The sequence below is a fragment of the Mesorhizobium opportunistum WSM2075 genome (assembly GCF_000176035.2).
Classification (GTDB): Bacteria; Pseudomonadota; Alphaproteobacteria; order Rhizobiales; family Rhizobiaceae; genus Mesorhizobium; species Mesorhizobium opportunistum.
This window is the reverse complement of record NC_015675.1, coordinates 3,284,920-3,301,485: the sequence shown is the minus strand read 5'-3', so window position 1 is coordinate 3,301,485 and position 16,566 is coordinate 3,284,920. Positions and strand designations below refer to the sequence as shown.

General features: G+C 62.9%; 16 protein-coding genes. 5 read left to right on the top strand and 11 right to left on the bottom strand.

The window, feature by feature from the left end; translation table 11 throughout:
- The first annotated feature begins 240 nt into the window (after positions 1–240).
- Both MESOP_RS15855 and MESOP_RS15850 read left to right on the top strand, forming a co-directional pair.
- On the top strand, positions 241–981 hold the full coding sequence (locus MESOP_RS15855; protein WP_013894332.1) for a sulfotransferase family protein: 741 nt from the start codon (positions 241–243) through the stop codon (positions 979–981).
- Between the two features lie 109 nt (positions 982–1,090).
- Complete coding sequence (locus MESOP_RS15850; RefSeq protein WP_013894331.1) at positions 1,091–1,378, top strand: hypothetical protein; 288 nt, start codon at positions 1,091–1,093, stop codon at positions 1,376–1,378.
- 1,043 nt (positions 1,379–2,421) lie between these two features.
- On the opposite strand, the gene MESOP_RS15845 is transcribed toward MESOP_RS15850, so the two are convergent.
- Both MESOP_RS15845 and MESOP_RS35635 read right to left on the bottom strand, forming a co-directional pair.
- On the bottom strand, positions 2,422–2,874 hold the full coding sequence (locus tag MESOP_RS15845) for a hypothetical protein (protein ID WP_150111203.1): 453 nt from the start codon (positions 2,872–2,874) through the stop codon (positions 2,422–2,424).
- Between the two features lie 81 nt (positions 2,875–2,955).
- On the bottom strand, positions 2,956–4,509 hold the full coding sequence (locus MESOP_RS35635) for a WD40 repeat domain-containing protein (protein ID WP_013894329.1): 1,554 nt from the start codon (positions 4,507–4,509) through the stop codon (positions 2,956–2,958).
- A gap of 160 nt (positions 4,510–4,669) precedes the next feature.
- Between MESOP_RS35635 and MESOP_RS36025 the strand changes: the two genes are divergently transcribed.
- Together MESOP_RS36025 and MESOP_RS36020 are read left to right on the top strand one after the other, a co-directional pair.
- The gene (locus MESOP_RS36025; RefSeq protein WP_210160833.1) at positions 4,670–4,768 is read left to right on the top strand and encodes a putative RiPP precursor; all 99 of its coding nucleotides are present in this window, start codon (positions 4,670–4,672) and stop codon (positions 4,766–4,768) included.
- 50 nt (positions 4,769–4,818) lie between these two features.
- Positions 4,819–4,920 (top strand): hypothetical protein, encoded by a 102-nt coding sequence (locus tag MESOP_RS36020; RefSeq protein WP_013894328.1) that lies wholly within the window; start codon positions 4,819–4,821, stop codon positions 4,918–4,920.
- A gap of 1 nt (position 4,921) precedes the next feature.
- On the opposite strand, the gene MESOP_RS15835 is transcribed toward MESOP_RS36020, so the two are convergent.
- From MESOP_RS15835 to MESOP_RS15795, 7 genes are all read right to left on the bottom strand, one after another.
- Positions 4,922–6,115 (bottom strand): hypothetical protein, encoded by a 1,194-nt coding sequence (locus tag MESOP_RS15835; protein WP_013894327.1) that lies wholly within the window; start codon positions 6,113–6,115, stop codon positions 4,922–4,924.
- 140 nt (positions 6,116–6,255) lie between these two features.
- A complete protein-coding gene (locus MESOP_RS15830) occupies positions 6,256–7,026 on the bottom strand; it encodes an exodeoxyribonuclease III (RefSeq protein ID WP_013894326.1) in 771 nt (256 codons plus the stop codon).
- A gap of 427 nt (positions 7,027–7,453) precedes the next feature.
- Positions 7,454–8,137, bottom strand: coding sequence for an alpha/beta hydrolase family protein (locus MESOP_RS15820; RefSeq protein ID WP_013894325.1), 684 nt, complete (start codon positions 8,135–8,137; stop codon positions 7,454–7,456).
- A gap of 88 nt (positions 8,138–8,225) precedes the next feature.
- Complete coding sequence (locus MESOP_RS15815; protein WP_013894323.1) at positions 8,226–9,350, bottom strand: tetratricopeptide repeat protein; 1,125 nt, start codon at positions 9,348–9,350, stop codon at positions 8,226–8,228.
- Positions 9,347–10,252, bottom strand: a complete 906-nt coding sequence (ku, locus tag MESOP_RS15810) for a non-homologous end joining protein Ku (protein WP_013894322.1) — start codon at positions 10,250–10,252, stop codon at positions 9,347–9,349. The genes MESOP_RS15815 and ku overlap by 4 nt, the downstream gene beginning before the upstream one ends.
- 418 nt (positions 10,253–10,670) lie before the next feature.
- Complete coding sequence (gene ligD, locus MESOP_RS15800) at positions 10,671–13,172, bottom strand: DNA ligase D (RefSeq protein WP_013894321.1); 2,502 nt, start codon at positions 13,170–13,172, stop codon at positions 10,671–10,673.
- A gap of 103 nt (positions 13,173–13,275) precedes the next feature.
- On the bottom strand, positions 13,276–13,500 hold the full coding sequence (locus tag MESOP_RS15795; RefSeq protein WP_041164715.1) for a hypothetical protein: 225 nt from the start codon (positions 13,498–13,500) through the stop codon (positions 13,276–13,278).
- Positions 13,501–13,757: 257 nt separating this feature from the next.
- Here MESOP_RS15795 and MESOP_RS15790 point away from each other — a divergent pair, with 257 nt between their 5' ends.
- Positions 13,758–14,072 (top strand): EthD family reductase, encoded by a 315-nt coding sequence (locus MESOP_RS15790; RefSeq protein ID WP_013894319.1) that lies wholly within the window; start codon positions 13,758–13,760, stop codon positions 14,070–14,072.
- A 6-nt stretch (positions 14,073–14,078) separates the two neighbouring features.
- Here MESOP_RS15790 and MESOP_RS15785 read toward each other — a convergent pair whose 3' ends face one another.
- Together MESOP_RS15785 and MESOP_RS15780 are read right to left on the bottom strand one after the other, a co-directional pair.
- On the bottom strand, positions 14,079–15,302 hold the full coding sequence (locus MESOP_RS15785) for a GNAT family N-acetyltransferase (protein ID WP_013894318.1): 1,224 nt from the start codon (positions 15,300–15,302) through the stop codon (positions 14,079–14,081).
- Between the two features lie 28 nt (positions 15,303–15,330).
- Positions 15,331–16,563, bottom strand: a complete 1,233-nt coding sequence (locus tag MESOP_RS15780; RefSeq protein ID WP_041164147.1) for a GNAT family N-acetyltransferase — start codon at positions 16,561–16,563, stop codon at positions 15,331–15,333.
- Positions 16,564–16,566: the final 3 nt, after the last annotated feature.

Genomic DNA, 16,566 nt, shown 5'->3' with positions numbered 1-16,566 from the left:
ACGAGAAAATGTCCAAAATACATCGATCCCAAAATCGCTCAAACCGCCCCGGTTCAAACGACTCCCCTGCCTGAATTCCCATTACCCGCCCACAACGTTTCATTATTTTAGCGACTTCGCAACTATGTGATCGCCCGATCCGGAACAGCTCGCGAAATTTGTTGCGCGACCGCCCGGTCGGGAGCAATTTAATGCTCACGGACCGGGGTAATGGAGAAAACAAGTCCGAGGGATGGGGAAATGACGCTCAAACTGATCGGGGCCGGTTTCGGCCGCACTGGCACGTGGTCGACCTTTGCCGCGCTCAATAGGCTCGGCCTGCCTTCCTACCACATGCAGGAAGTAATCCTGAACAAGGCCAACAAAGGTCATCTCGATTTCTGGCGCAAGGTGGCCAACAGTGCGCCCGGCAGCCAGCACGACTGGAACCGTGTGTTCGCTAACTATACAGCCACCGTGGACAATCCCGGCTGCTGCGTGTGGAAGGAACTGATGGTTGCCTACCCCGATGCCAAGGTACTGCTGACGCTCCACCCGCGCGGCGCCGAAGCCTGGTACGAGAGCACGATCGACACAATCTACTTCACCGAGAATGTCTGGCAGTTCAAGATCTTGGAGTGGCTGACGCCGTTCGGCCGGAAATTCGGCGATATGTCGAGGAAACTGGTGTGGGGTCGCACGCTGAACGGCGTAATGGAGGACCGCGCCAAGGCTGTGGCGCGCTACAACGCCTATGTCGAGGAGGTCATGGCAGCGGTGCCGCCGCAGAAGCTGCTGGTCTACAAGGTGACCGAAGGCTGGGCTCCGCTTTGCGAATTCCTCGGCGTGGCGCTGCCCAACGAGCCGTTCCCCAACCTCAACGACCGCGAGACGATCAAGAAGATCATCCGCGATATCGTCAAGGGCTCCTACATCATGCTGGGGCTGACGATCGCGGCGATCGTGGCGGTGGTCGCAGCGCTCTGGTGGTGGCTGGGCTGACGCGCAAGCCTTCGGTGGTCATTAGGCGCAACCCCTACCGCTATCAGGCGGGAACAAATGGCGGCACGCCGAGTTTCGCTTGCAGTCCTTTCAAGGGTTGGAGGCCGGCATGGCACCGCGCGAAAAACCACGCACCGACATGGAAGAAGACGGTCCCGAGGCCGATGGCCCGACCATCGAGCAGCAGGACTGGGACGCGGTCAAGGGCGGCCAGATCCTGCCCGACTCAGTGCCGGAAAATGGCGACATTCGCTACGAAACAGAGAAAGAGGGCGAACTGCCCGAGGAAGACGACGACAACGCCTACCAGGACAGTGACGACGCCCTCCCTGACGACGACGAAGAAGCTGCGATCAGGCGTGATTTGAACCGCGAGGGAGGGTTTGACGAGACGTGAGCCGTGACTTGATCCGATCAGCCGTTGGTGAATTTGCCGCTTCTCGACGACCTTGTTTTTCGCCTCGCAAGTGCCGGTAAAAAAGCTTCGTCGGCTATTTTTTTGACGCTTTCCTACCTCCGGCAGCGCCGCACCATTATATGTCGTTTGACTAAAATAACGGAACGTCCAATGGACATTGCCGGAACCGAACAGGGCCCCTCGGACCTTTGCGTTCGGCCGCTAAGACCTTGGTCCTACAGGGAAACGCAAACGGCCGAATAAGGCCCTGCTCCGGGAACATCTGGCCCTTGCTGCCGTTTTTCCGCGAGGTCTCCGGACCCGCCTCATCTCGGAGGAAACGAGCGTGCCCCATCGGTCCATCATCATCAACACAGGCCATGGTCCGGGTACGGCGATTGCCGTATTGACGGTCGGATTGGTGGCGGTGGGGATTGTTTTCCTCATCCTGGGCGGGGCGCTCTATCTTGGCGAGCAGCCGTCCAGTCAACATGTTCTCTCTTCCGTGCCAGCCCGATCGATCCAGGCGGCCGACCGAGGGGCGAACCGATGAAGGGCGTGGCTTGTCGTCTCAGAACTTGCAGTTGATCTTACCGACGACGATTTTTTCCGTGTCGTGGTTGTCGACGAAGAAGCCAGGGCTTACGTCGCTTTCTGCCGCCGAACGATTGCTGGCGTCGCCATAGATAAGGCAACGGCCAACAGACGTCCACGCGCCGAAGCCAGATAGTCCTGCTTGGTCTCATGGCTCAAATGCAACAGGCAGGAAAAACTGTTTCGCGCGATTGCCCCGCGAAGCAGAGCGCCGAATCCGCGCCGCAGCTCCTGCCTATTCCGCTTTCGCGGAAGTTTCGAGCGCCCCGCAATGTGTCATGTTGCAGTCGCGGCGGTACGAGCCGCCCTGGTTGACGCGGACGCCCGAGCCATCCCAACAATGCGCCCCCCCGTCCGCGTCGGCCATGGCAAACGCCTGGGGGCAGGACGACGCAGCCGCCGCGCGAAGCGACGATGAATATGTTGTCGCTTGTTGATCTAGCAACTGATCAGTGGCTCCGCTGAATATCGAGACCAAACAGGAACCCGGTACCAAGGATGCCTATGGCGATGGCAACCAACACCATTGCGCAGGCAATAGTGCGAAAAGCTGCCATCGATCTTACCCCGTGCTGCAAGCTGCCGATCTCACGAAGTGTTCTGCGGGCCAATACAAGAAATCCAAAGGCAGCGGCTGCGGTTGCTCCCCAAACAAAAAGCACTGCCAAACTTCTCAACGTTGGCGGATGACTGTAAACACCGACGATCGCCTCAACGAAGTGATGAAGGAAAATCGGCGCGTATCCTATTGCGGCGAAGACGCCGCCGAGCGCAAAGTAAGTCACCAGGCGCCAGGGCCATTCTGAGAGCCAGCGTTTGCCGGCCAGTTTTCGTGCGCGATGATCCAGCACTGCAAAGCAAATACTGCCGGCAATCCAGCAACAGCCGATCCACCAATTCATCCAGGCACCATACAAGACCTATCGTTATTTAGGGATTAAACGGTCACTATGTCCGGCCATCGATGTCTTGACCTTTACACCTCACCCCGGCGCCCCCGCAAACAGCACCACGCCGTCGCCCCCCGTGGCCGGCCAATCCCTGATCGTCCGGTCATAGCCGCCGGTCAGCACCGTGCCGTCGGGAGCAAATGCCACCGCGTAGATCGGGCCGGTCTGGCTGTCGAACATGGCGATCTGGTTGCCGGTTTCCATGTCCCACAGCCTAGCCGTGCCGTCGAGCGAGCCCGACAGCAGGCGCTTGCCGTCGGCCGACAGCGCCAGCGTGTAGACGGTGCCCTCGTGACCCTCGAACCGCTTCACCTCGCGGCCGCTGTCGAGATCCCAGACCTTGATCGTCAGATCGCCGCTGCCGGTGATCAGATGATGTCCGTCGGTGGTAAACACGGCGCCGTAGGTGCCCTGCTCGTGGCCGTGCCAGCTGCGCAATTGCTTGCCGCTGTCGATGTCCCAGAGCTTGAGCGTGCCGTCGATGCTGCCGCTGAGCGCCTGCTTGCCATCGGGCGAGACGGCGACCGCGCTGATCGACCAGCCGTGCCCGGTCAGCACATGCAGCACGGAATTGTTGACGAGATCCCAGACGATGACGTTGCCGGTGTCGTGGCCGCTGACGGCGTGCTTGCCGTCCGGGCTGATCGCCAGCTTGTTGACGCCGCCATTCTGGCCGGACTGGAAGACATGCAGCACGGTACCATCGGCGAGTTTTCTCAGCACGATCTCGCCGTCGTCGCCGGCCGTCAGCGCGCTAACCCCGTCGGGCATGTAGAGCGCCGTGCGCGCCATGTCCTTGTGGACGCCGAGATTGCGGATCAAGTGCTTGCCGCCGACGTCCCACAGCTTGATGACGTGGTCGGTGCTGGCGCTCATGATCGATTGGCCGTCGGGCGCGACCGCCAGCCAGACGACCGCGTCGCGATGGCCGTCGGGCTGGGTTGGGGCCGACGGCGGCGGTGGCGGCAACGGCGCCACCGTGGGCGGCGGAATGATCGCGACCTCCGGCGGCGGCGCGGCGGGAGTCTGCGGTGGAGCGGGTGGCATCGGTGTCGACGGTGGGTTGGCGGCTACCGGTGGTGGAGCCGGAGGTGCCGGTTCCACGGCTGGCGGCGTGCTGGCGACATCCTGGCTCTTCGGTTCATCAGGCTTGGGCTCGGCAAGCCTGGGTTCATCAGGCTTGGGTTCATTCGCCTTGAGCTCGCTGGCCACCCCGCCGCCACCATCATGCCACGGGCCGAGCCGGTCAACAGCGAGCGCCGCCAGCACAACCAATGGCAAGGCAAAAAAGACCTTGCGAAGGCCAGGCCTGCCGGTCTCCCGCACCTCCGCCGTTCGGCCGAACAGAGGCGCGCTGGCAAGGTGCGCCGGCCGGCCTGGCAAAAGACCGGCCCAGAACAGCAACGCGCCGACAAGGCAGGCAAGTGCCGCCACGGAGAAAACCAGAAGCCGCAGGGAGGCCGCATCCTGCGAAACGGAGGCCCGACCCCAGGCGAGGGTAGCGACGAGCGGATAAATCCGCGCCAGGCAGCCGATGGCAACCGCGGCCAGCAGAAGCGCCAGCACCCTGTCAGCAAGTCTGTTCATCGCACCCTCCGCCCGTCCTTTCGAGCCAGATCATCAGCGACATCAATGCACCGCAAAAATGGCGGGAAAGCCCCGCGGCGGCGGCCTTCAGGCGAGCATGATTGACACCAGTCGGCGATGTGGCACACTTCCAAAGGGAATATTCTGGAGAGTACAAGCCTTGAAGAAGATTTATGAGCGGCCTGCTCTGGTCAAGAAAGGCAATTTGAAGTTGATCACCGCCTCGGTCAACGGCGGCGTGGTGGTTTCCGGGCGGTGACTTCGGAACGCATCTGATTTTTTGTGGCGAAATATTGGGGAGACGGAACCATGAAGAAGACCTACGCACGGCCTGCTCTGGTCAAGAAGGGCAATTTGAAACTGATCACGGCCGGGACCAACGGCACGGCCGTGACCTCGAACCCGCAATAGTTCAGCGCGTCAGCACCAAATCGTCCAGCACCATCTGCCAATGATGTCTCGTTGAAAGACGGACACGGGTTATTTCTCTGAGCATCGGGGCGTAGTGCAGAGGTGAAAGCGCCGATAGCGCCAGCGCATCGCTGGCCACCAGTTGCTCACCCAGCCAACACTCGATCAGCGCCATCTCCCCTTCCGACTTTAGCCATGCAGCGCTCAAAAGCACGGAGTGGAACCCGAACGGCGTCTCGCTCCAGAACTCGGCCGGGTAGCCACTGCTGGTATAAGCCACGTGGTCGCCCGAGACATTGCCGTTGACATAGCCTTCGCTGCCCTTGGTGTGGTCCTGCGCCATGGCGTTCAGGTTGCGCCATTGCAGCCCGGCATGGCCGCATGGGATCTTGCGGAAGCCTCGCCCGGTGACGTCGTCGAAGCCGATCGTGCGCAACGCCGACTTGCCAGGCAGCGTTTGCGGCGACATCAGCCCGAGATCGGTCGGATAGGGCGAAAGCGCAAGCTGCCGGTCGAGGCCGCCGCCGGCGATCACCACCGCGTCGGCCTCGTCGGCAAGCTCGAGCCGGAAGGCCGTGTCCGGCGCCAGCGCCCGCCTCTCCAGCTCTTGCCCGCTCGCCATCACCGACAGTGTCGCGGTGCCGTCCGCCGCCATCCTGCCGGCCAGGCTGCGCGGCGGCGCCAGGCCGACCGGCCTCGGCAGGTCCTGCGACACCAGACCGGTGGGCGAGCCCGGCTCCAGCCAGAAACGCTGCGATTGCGTCACGTTGGCACTGGGCGACCGCCATCCCGGTGGCACCGAAACCGAGAACCCGTAGGCGCCGGGTAAGCGGATCGCGGCATTGGCCGAAGATGTCGACATGGCAAAATTGGCAAAGCCAACATTGTTTGTCCTGGCGGAAGCGACAAAGCCGCCTTGCCCGTCGAACAGCCGCACCATGATACCGGCCATCGGCCGGTCGCCCACACCATATTTGCCGTCGCGGTCGACATCGAAATAGACAAAGGACGAGTAGTTGACGGTGCCGGTGCTGCGCCCCCAATCGCCGCGCACGGCATAATCGTTGGCCGGATCGGCCCGGCGAGCCGTGCGGCGACGGGACCGCGCTCGCCGCAACAGCCAGACGACGCTTGCCGCGACCGCGATGATGGCGGCGGCCGAGAGCATGATTTCGACGAGGCCGAAATCATGCATGGCAGATACGCTTCGGTCGGTGATCGCTGTCGATGTTCATGGACAACCAGTCTGCAGGAATACGCAACCTAGCTTGCGATACCGCCGCTGCACAGATGGGGCCGGCGGTGACCGCGTGGTGATGCCGCAAGGCGCGTGCTTCACTTCACCTCCACCCACACCGGCGCATGATCGCTGGCGCCGTCTTGGCCGCGCACGTCGCGGTCGATGCCGGCCCCTTTCAATCGGCGCGCCAGTGTCTTCGACAAAAGGATGTGATCCAGCCGCAGGCCCGCATCGCGCGGCCAGCGGTTCCGCCGGTAATCCCAGAACGTATAGAGCGTCTCATTCGGGTGTTTCTTGCGCAGCGCGTCGGTCCAGCCTTGCTCGAGAAGTGCGGCAAAGGCAGCCCGGCTCTCCGGCTGCACCAGCGCATTGTCGTCATAGGAGCGGGTGGCGTAGATGTCGCGCGGCTCGGGCACGATGTTGTAGTCGCCGGCCAGCACCACAGGCAGGCCGGTGTCGATGAGTTGTTCGGCATGTGCGTTGAGCCGCTCGTGCCAGGCGAGTTTGTACTGAAATTTCGGCCCCGGCCGCGGATTGCCGTTCGGCGCGTAGAGGCAGGCAATGACGATGCCGTTCACCGCCGCCTCGATGTAGCGGCTCTGCTTGTCCCCATCGTCGCCCGGCAAAGCATCGCGGGTCAGGATGGGCTCAGCGCCCCGCGCCAGGATGGCCACACCGTTCCAGGTCGGCTCGCCCTTCCACACAGCGCCATAGCCGGCATCGGCGAGCGCGGTGCGCGGAAACTGCATGTCGCGCGCCTTCAATTCCTGCAGGCAGACGACATCGGGTCTGGCGGCAGCCAGCCACGCCAGCAGGTTTTCGAGCCGGCTGTTGATGTTGTTGATGTTGAAGGTAGCGATCTTCATTGGGAATTTAAATGATGTCGATGGGAACCCTTCATAAAAAGAATAACATCGGGGAAAATTAGAGCTTCAAAAAGAAGAATTATCGAATATACCGCAGATTCAAATACTCCGTATGACTTGTCGAACATGACAAATATCGATGATACCCCGATAAAATAAACCACAACAGAGAACCGCTTGAACCGAATTATCTGATTTGAGTCAGACATAAACCAAAAATAATTCCTATATTCTTCTGAGTTATTCATTACAATATAAATGTATATAAGTGACAAAATGAATGATGCGTATTCGATAAATAGTAAATGACTTACGTCTAAATAGGACATCGCCGCAAGGAAGACGCAACATAAAATTAACAACGCCATTGCAAAGAAGGCGCTACCTGTTTGCAGCCTGCCTTTCCCATATACTATGTAGAGCAAAATTACCTCTTCTGATCTCTACCTGTACGAAAATCCGCTCGGTTGGCCAATGCGCGCGCCTCCCAATCCCTCACTGTCTCCGCCAGCGTCCTCAAATGATCGGCTGTCGAAAGTCCCGAAACACTCTTGCGCGGCTTCAGATCGTGGTCGCCATCCTCCAGCCAGACGACCTCGATGCTGTCGGAAAGCCCATAGCCCGCCACCTCGTCCGGCGTGCCGAACTCGTCGCGCGTGCCCTGGAAGATCAGCGTCGGTGTCTTCAGCCCGATGAGATGCTTTGTCCGCAACTGCTCGGGCTTGCCAGGCGGATGGAAGGGATAGCCGAGACAAACCAACCCGACGATCTCGCCCTTGGCGAACATCTCGTCGGCGACCATCGAGGCGACCCGCCCGCCCATCGACTTGCCGCCGATGATCAGCGGCCCAGTCACACCCCTGGCGCGAAGATCGGCGATCGCCTTGATGTATTCCGGGTTGACCGTCTCGGCGCGCGGCGGTGGCTTGCGATGACCGTAGCGGCGGGCCGCCATATAGTGGAACTCGAAGCGCGCGACCTGCAAGCCAGCGGTGGCGAGCGCCTTGGCGGTGGCGGTCATCGAAGGAGAATCCATCGACGCGCCGGCGCCATGGGCCAGCAGAATGGTGACGGGGGCGGTGTCGTGGCCGTCGAAGAGGAAGGTGGTCATGGGGTGAGTTCCAGCGCGACGGCGACGCAGCCGATCTCCCCCCTTGCGGGGGGAGATCGGCTGTTATCGCGGCCTTCGCCAATCATGATCATCCCGCCGTCCGCGCCAGCTGCATATCCACGAACTGCACGCCCTTGGCGGCCACCCCAGCCCATTCCGACACCGCATCAAGCTCCAGATAGCGCACCCAGAGCCGGCGTGCCTCCAGCAGATTGCCGGCGTCGAATTCCAGCCGGGCGAGGTTGAACACCGGGTCGGCATAAGTCTTGTCGAGCGCGATCGCCTTCTGCAAATGCCTTCGCGCCGAGGCCTCGCGGCCCTGCTCGCTCATCAGCCCGGCGAGGTTGAACCAGGCTTCGACGAAGGCCGGGTCGAGTTTTATGGCCCGGGCGTAGTCGTGTGCGGCCTCCGCCGCGTGGCCGCCGGCGCGCAGGCAGTTGGCGCGGTTGAAGGCGGCGATGGCGTCGCTCGGGTCGATGGCGAGGCAGCGCTGGTAGAGTATGGCGGCCCCGTCATGGTCGCCGCCCTCCTCCGCCATTTCGGCCTCGGAAAATAGTTCCTCCAGCGTGTCGTCGCCACTGGCGGCAGCGCCGAGATCGAACAGCAACTGCCCGTCGAGTTCGCTCTGGCCGCCTTCGAGATAGATCGCGTCGGGTCGGCCGTGCTGTGAACCGACATTGAGCGACTTGGCGGTCAGCGAAGCGACCGGACCGGATCGGTGCACGGAGCGCGCGATCGCCCCCCAAGTCGCGCCGCCGGCCACCAGCCCGGCATATTTGCGCGCCAGGATCAGGTCGCGGAAGGAATAGGGTTCCGCGTCATGCTCGAAGGCATCGAACAGCGAGAGCAGGTGAAGATCGGCGCCTGACAGCCGCGATTGCTCGATCAGCGATTGCCTGGACAACGAGGACGCCTCCGGTGCCGTCATCAGCCCGAGCAGGCGCAGAAAGCCGTTTTCGCTGATCAACGTTCGCCCAGCCACGCGCTCGGCGGCGACACGGCGCTCGATCTCGGCATCGCCCCCTTTCGTCAATCCGGCCTTGGCAAGAAGTGTACGGCCAAACACGACATGCGTGGTGCGCCGGGTGATGCCGCGCCTGAGCTGGCCGTGCTGGCGCTCGACCTCGCGCGCGGCGAGCCGGAGCGGAAACGCCGCCAGCGCGCCAACGGTGCCGAAGACGGCGCCTGGAACCGAAACGGCGGGTGCCGTCATTTCTTGCTCTTGCCGACCGCCTTCAGCAGATTGGCCTTCAGCGGATTTTCGGCCGCACCGCCCGCTGCCGCTTTCTTGGCGGCCGGCTTGGCGACTTCATCGGCCTTGCTCTTCGACTTGGCCGGCGGCTTCGACTGCGAAAGGCTGGCCTTCAGCGCATCCATCAGGTTGATGACATTGCCACGCTCGGGGGCTGCCGCGATGATCGGCTTGTGCCCTTTGAGCTTCTCGCGGATCATGCCCATCAGGGCGATCTCGTAGCGGTCCTCGTAATTCTTCGGATCGAAGGTGGTTTCCTTCTGCTTGATCAGCGCTTCGGCGAGCTCGAGCATTTCCGGGTCGGGCTTGCCCTCCGGGATATTGCCGAAATATTCAGCCGTACCGCGCACTTCGTTCGGGTTCCTCAAGGTGCACACGAACATGCCGTTCTCGCGCGCGCCGATCGTCACCACCCGCTCGCGGCTGGACAGAACCAGCCGCGCGATGGCGAGCTTGCCGGACTTGCGCATCGCTTCGCGCAGCACCGCGAAGGTTTCCTCCGCCATCGCGCCATCCGGCGCCAGATAATAGGGCGCATCCTGGTAGATGACATCGACCTCGTCCTCGTCGACAAAAGCCTCGATGTTCATCGTGTGGTTGGATTCGATCCTGACCGCGTCGAGGTCGGCGTCATCGATGATGATGTACTGCTTGTCCTCGTACTCGTAACCCTTGACCAGGTCCGAGCGCTCGACGAGCCCGAGTTCCGGATCGACCGGCTTCATGTTGATGCGGTTGTGAGTCTTCTTGTGCAGCTGGTTGAACGAGATGCGTTCGCTGGCACTGGTGGCGGGATATAGCCGCACCGGACAGCTCACCAGACTGAGCTTGAGATAACCCTTCCAACTTGCCCTGGGCGCCATGATACACTCCTACGCGGCCATGCACTGACAAAGAACTACAGCGCTTTCCGTCCGAAGGACGGTTGGCGCCGTGGAAATCCTACACCGACCCCACACGATACCGGCAAATCCCTGACGAAATCTTCCGGGACGTCTTTGAGGTCGTTGGGGAGAGAATAATTCAAATTGTCGGAACCGTCGATGGACTGGGCGAAACCATGCTCTGCTGGAGGGACAGCACCCCCCTCTGCCCTGCGGGGCATCTCCCCCGCAAGGGGGGAGATTGGATGTCGCGAATGCCTTCGCCAATCTCCAACATTGAAAAACTGGCACTACCGGCGACGCTGCCGATCTCCCTCCTTGCGGGGGAGATGGCCGGCAGGCCAGAGGGGGTGTGAAGGATCGCGACGCTTCTGACCTGCGCTCCTAGCTAGCAGCACTACCTTACCGGCTGGAACACCGGCAAATCCCGCGCGAACTCCTCGATCTCCGCCCAGGGATCACCCGACGTCTCCAACAACCCCGGCAGCGAGGAATAATTCAGATCCTGCGGCGCATCGATCGCCTCCAGGTCGCCCCAGCTCACCGGCGTCGAGGCAGGCAGGTTGGTGCGCGCGCGCAGCGAATAGGGGGCCGCCGAGGTGTGGCCGCGCGCGTTGCGGTGGTAGTCGATGAAGATGCGCTTCTTGCGGTTCTCCTTGCCCATGGTGGTGGTGAAGGTGTCGGGCGCCGTCGCCGCCAGATGGGTTGAGATGGCGCTGGTTGCCTGGTGCAGCTTCTTCCAGTTCTGCTTGCGTGTCACCGGAACCGTGATGTGGATGCCGTTGCCGCCCGACGTCTTGGCGAAGGGTACCAATCCCAGCCGCTCCAGTTCGCCCTTGATGTGGACGGCGGCCTCGACCACCTCGCGCCATGAAATCCCCTCGCCCGGGTCGAGGTCGAAGACGATCTGGTCGGGCTTGTCGAGGTTGGCGCGATGCGTGCCCCAGGTGTGGAACTCGACGACGCCGAACTGCGCCAGCGCGAGGTAGCCCTTGGCGCCTTCGACCGAGAGGTAGGATTTGGTCTCGCCCTCGGAATTGGTCGCCTCGAACGTCGCCACCGAAGGCGGCATGCCGGTGAAGGCGTGGCGCTGGAAGAAACAGTCCTTGGGCAGGCCGGTCGGGCAGCGCACCAGCGACACCGGACGGCCGAGAATATGCGGCAGCATGAAGTCGCCGACCAGCGCGTAGTAGACGGCGATATCGAGCTTGGTCGGCCCGGTCTTGCCGAACAGCCGCCGGGTCGGGTTGGTCACCCAAATGGTGGCGAGGTCCGCCTCCGAGATCAGCCTTTTGCGCTTGGCCGAAACCGGCGTCGACAAGCCGACATCCCGCAGGCCCCGGAACACCGCGTGGCGCAGCGCATTGTCTGATGTGCGGTTGGCATAGTGGATGTGGGCCGAGAACAACGGCTTCACCCAGTTCATCTCGCGCATGATCTCGCGCGGCACGCCTTCCGGCGCGGTCGCGCCCAAGGTCAGCGTCTCCAGCCGGGCGAGCAGGTCGGCGGCGGTTTCGGCATCGAAACCGGTACCGACCTTGCCGCGATAATGCAGCTCTCCGTCCTCGAACTCGGCAAGGCCAAGCGCGGCGAGCCCCTCGGCCGCGTCGGATATGGTGAAGCCGGCGATGACGAAATCCCCGGTCTGCAGCGCCTTGGTCTTGGTCCAGCTCTTGGTGCGGCCGCTCTGGTAGGTTGCGGTCGCCCGCTTCGAGACCACGCCTTCCAGTCCGAGCTCCGAAGCCTGGTCGTAAAGCCCCTGCCCCGAACCTTCGACATGGTCGGAGAACTGGATGGCGGAGTTGGCGCCCAGCCCGCCGAGCAGTTCGGCCAGCAGCGCCTTGCGCCGAAGGAGCGGCGCCTTCATCAGGTCCCAGCCATCGAGATGCAGGAGATCGAAGGCATAGAAATGCAGCTTGCTGCCGGCGCCCTCGGCCAGCGCATCCTGTAGCAGCGCGAAGCGGCTGATACCTCGGCCATCGAGCACGACGATCTCGCCGTCGATGATGGCCTCGCGGCAGGGCAGTTTGGCAAAGGCATGCGGAAGATCGCCATAGCGCTTCGTCCAGTCGATGCCCGCGCGGGTCATCAATCTCACCGCTCCGTCTGTAAGATGCGCCATGGTGCGATAGCCGTCGAACTTGATCTCATGCAGCCAGAGCTCGTTTGTGTTCTCGGCGAGGCCCTCGCCGCCCGGCGGCTTCGGCACCTGTGTCGCCAGTTGCGGCTCGATGCGGCTCAGCGCCCGCGCCTTGACCGCGCCGGGCAGCGTGGCCGGCTTCAGCGACCCGGGCTTGGGCGCGGATCTGGCCGCCGGTTTCGCGGCCGCCGCCAGTTCCTCGATGCGCAATCCGGATTTCACGCTTTCCGGCCGCGCTTCCAGGATGTCGAGTGCGGTATCGGAGGCAAGGTCGCGCTCCTTGAACAGCAGCCAGTTTTTCTTGTTCTCATCCTCGCCGGGCTTGGGCTTCAGCCGGGTCAGCATCCAGCCGCCATTGAGCTTTTCGCCGGCCAGCCGGAACTTGAAGGCGCCTGTCCCGAGGCTCTTCTCGACATCGTCCATCGGCGCCCAGGTGCCGGTATCCCAGACGATCATCGGCCCGCCGCCATACTCGCCCTCGGGGATGACGCCCTCGAAGTCGATATATTCGAGCGGATGGTCCTCGGTCTCGACGGCCAGCCTTTTGTCGGCGGGGTTGAGCGAGGGCCCGCGCGGCACCGCCCAGCTCTTCAGCACATCGCCGACCTGCAGCCTGAGATCGTAGTGGTCAGCGGTGGCGTGATGCTTGTGGACGACGAAGCGGTTGCCGTGAGCCGTGGTCAGCCCGCCCGCCGGCTCCGGCGTCTTGGAGAACTCGCGCTTGGCGCGATAGGTCTTCAGTTTCGGAGACGTGGTCATGGCGTGGAGCGAAGTATGGCAACCAAGTGCCAGCGCCTCGTTCCGTGCTGTCCCGCCGGCATTTCAGATTTCCCAGCGTAGTGCGAAGAAACGGCAGTCACGCTCAATCGTCAGCAGCCGGCGTCAGCTCGAGCTCGGCCGGGGTCAATCCTTGCTGCAGCTGGCTCAGCCGGAACTCATCCACCCAATAGGCCTCGCCGTCGACCAACACGCGCGCCCGGTAGGCGCCGTCCGAAAAGCTCTGCGCGGTGATGTAGACCTTGTGGCGGTCGAGCGCCTTGCGCACCGCGGCGCGCTTGGCATTCTGGCCGGTGACGGGACTGAACATGACGCTGCCCTCGGTCGCCCTGACAAACAACACGGCCGCTCCCGCAGCCCGGCGACTGGCCTCAAGGATGACGGAGACGCACGGTCCTGTCAATTTCGCGCAGCTCAGTCAAATTCTGCCAGGCTTTTGAAGAGGTTTGGGCCTCGGCCTGAATCAAAACATGAGACCGCTGTCGAAATCCGTTCCCTAGGAACGACAGTGGTGCGGCGGCGATGAACATCGCGGCGCCGATTACGCCAGACAATGGGAGCACCACCATGGCCAAGATGCTTGTCATCTACAAAACCCCCGCCGATCCGGCTGCCTTCGACCGGCATTATTTCGACATCCACGTGCCGCTGGCCAAGCAGCTTCCCGGCCTACAACGCTACGAGATCAGCCGGCGGCCGATCGTGAATGTCCTGCAGGGCGAGGTGCCCTACATCGTGGCGACGCTTTATTTCGACAGCCTGGAGGCCATCCGCTCGGCCTTTGCCAGCGAGACCGGCAAGGCCTGTGCGGTGGACCGGCGCAAATTCGCCGGCGACGATGACCTGGTGACGATGCTGCTTTTCGATACCGAGCCGCTATGAACCGGTTCAGTCCTTCAACCGCCGCAAACGACGCATCACGCCCTGCACGGCCTTGAACAGCCCTGGCCGGGAGCGGATGAAAAGCTCGGTCTTCCCGCGCAGCCTGATATAGGCCGTCGAGCCCCTGCCCCGCAGCGTTATCGGCACGCACAGCTCGGCCAGCACCGAACTCGACGCGCCGATATGCTGCTTGTAACCCTGGCCGCCGACCGACAGGTCGAAATAGTCGAGCCCTCGCGCGCATCCCCACATCATCAGCTTGCCGATCATGGTCAGGCCCGGCGCAGCGTTGGCGACCGCGTCCTGATCGATCCCAAGCAGAAGAGCGTGCATGGTGCCCTTCCTGATCAGCGCGTACATGACGGCGAGATAGTCTTGACCGACACGCAGCCCGAAGACCCGCACCGATCCGTCGGCCAGGCCCCGCAGGGCCGCGTCGCGGTAGAAGTCGACGACCGGCGCCTGGGTCAGGAGGTCGAAACGCCCGAGCTCGCGAAACCTTTTCAACCGCAGTTCGAGGAGCTTGTCGAAGAGTTCCTGCGTCAGCGCCGGCGTGTCGGCCTCGACCAGCGCGAGCCCGCCCATTTGTTCGAAGCGGCGGCAATGCTTGTGGAAATTCTTGGCGAAGGACGATTTGCAGATGCGCTTGACCAGCGTCTCCGGTTCGCCGTGCAGGGCGAGGCCCGAGGTGATCTGGATCGAATTGCGCGCCACCGAGAGCAGCGCCAGCGGATTGGCGGCGCCGTGAATCTGCTGCGGGATGCCCGCGATGTGGATGCGGTCTGCCGGCGGCAACACCGAGCGGATAGTGGCCCAGGCTGCGTCAGCGCCTTGCGTGGTCCATTGTCTCTTGTCCGCCAGCAGCGGTGCCGAATAATCGCATACGCCGCGGCTCAGCCATTCGATCACAGTGTGGCCGAGTGCCCGGCGCCGCATCAGCGGCAACAGCATGACAGGCGCGCCGGTGGCGGCGTCGTTGACTTCGACGACGAGCAACTCGGCGCCCTTGGGCATCAGCCGTTTGGCGATCCCTTCCACCCAGGCAAGGCTCTGGTGGCCAGTACACAGGCCATGCGCCTCAACGAGCAGCCATAGCAGCCTTACGGTGTCGAAGCTGGTGTGCAGCCGGGCCGTAAAGCGCTGGGTTGCAGCAGCACCGGCGACAGTCGGAGAAGGCGAGCCATCGGGCAAATCCGCCGTCGGAGTCGTTCGCATCGCGTAGCTTGCCACATGCTTCTCCTGTCATTGCGGCTCGCTATCAGGATCCCCCACGCAAACGCCGCAAGCCTCGCATCAGTCCCTGGGCCGCCTTGAGCAGCCTTGGGTTGGAGCGCACGAAGGCCTCGGCCCGGTTGCGGAACTCGATGGCAATGCCCGCGACACTGCCCCGCATCGTAAACCCCTGGCGAAGCTCGGCCAGCACCGAACCCTTGGCGCCCATATGTCCCTTGTAGCCCTGGTTGCCGACCGACAGGTCGAAATAATCGAACCGCCGCTCGCGCGCCCAGCCTATCAGCCTGCCCATGATCAAGAGGCCAGGTGAGACGTTGGGAACCGCATCCTGGTCTATCGCTATCAGCAAAGCGTGAACAGTGCCTTGATGAACGACCAGATATTGAGCGGCGATCAGAGCCTCGCCAACCCGCAGTCCGAACAGCCGCACCGATCCGTCAGACAGGCCCTGCAGGGCGGCTTTGCGATAGAAATCGACAACCGGCTCTTGCGTCAGCAGGTCGAAACGGCCCATTTCGCGAAAGCGGTTGAGCCGCATCCGAACCAGACCGTCGAAGATGAGCTCGACCAGGGCGGGTGTGTCGGCCTCGACAAACTCCAGGCCGCCGAGCCGTTCGAGCCGGCGCCAGTCCTTGCCGAATTCCTTGACGAAGGATGGCCTGCACAGGCGCTTGAGGACGGTTTCCGGGTCGCCGTCGATGGCGAGCCCATAAGTGGTCTGCATGGAATCGCGCGTGGCCGCGAGCAAGGCCAGTGGATTGGCGACGCCGTCGATCCGCCGCGGAATTCCCATGATGTGGACGCGGTCCGCCGGCGGCAGCACGGAGCGCACCGCCGCCCACGCGGCCTGCGCGGATTGTGCGGTCCACGCGCTCGCATCGGCCAGCAGCGGCGCCGAATAGTCGCAGACGCCGCAGCTCAGCCACTCGATCACCCGATGGCGGAAGGCTGGCCGCAGCATCAGCGGCACCAGCATCAGGGGCGCGCCGGTCACCGCATTGTTCACTTCGACGATGAGCGCCTCCGCGCCGGCCGGCATCAGCCGCGCCACGATCCCCTCGACCCAGGCAAAATGCTGGTGGGCGGTGCAGACACCATCCGCCTGGAAGCGCAGCCAGAGCGGCCTGACCGCCTCGAGGCTTGTGTGCAATCGCGCCGTGTAGGCGTCGTTCGCAGGGACAGCGGCAGGTTGGGAGACCTGCCCGCCGGGCAGGCCGTCCACCGCAGCAATTTGCACTGCCTCGCCTGTCAAATCCATCTC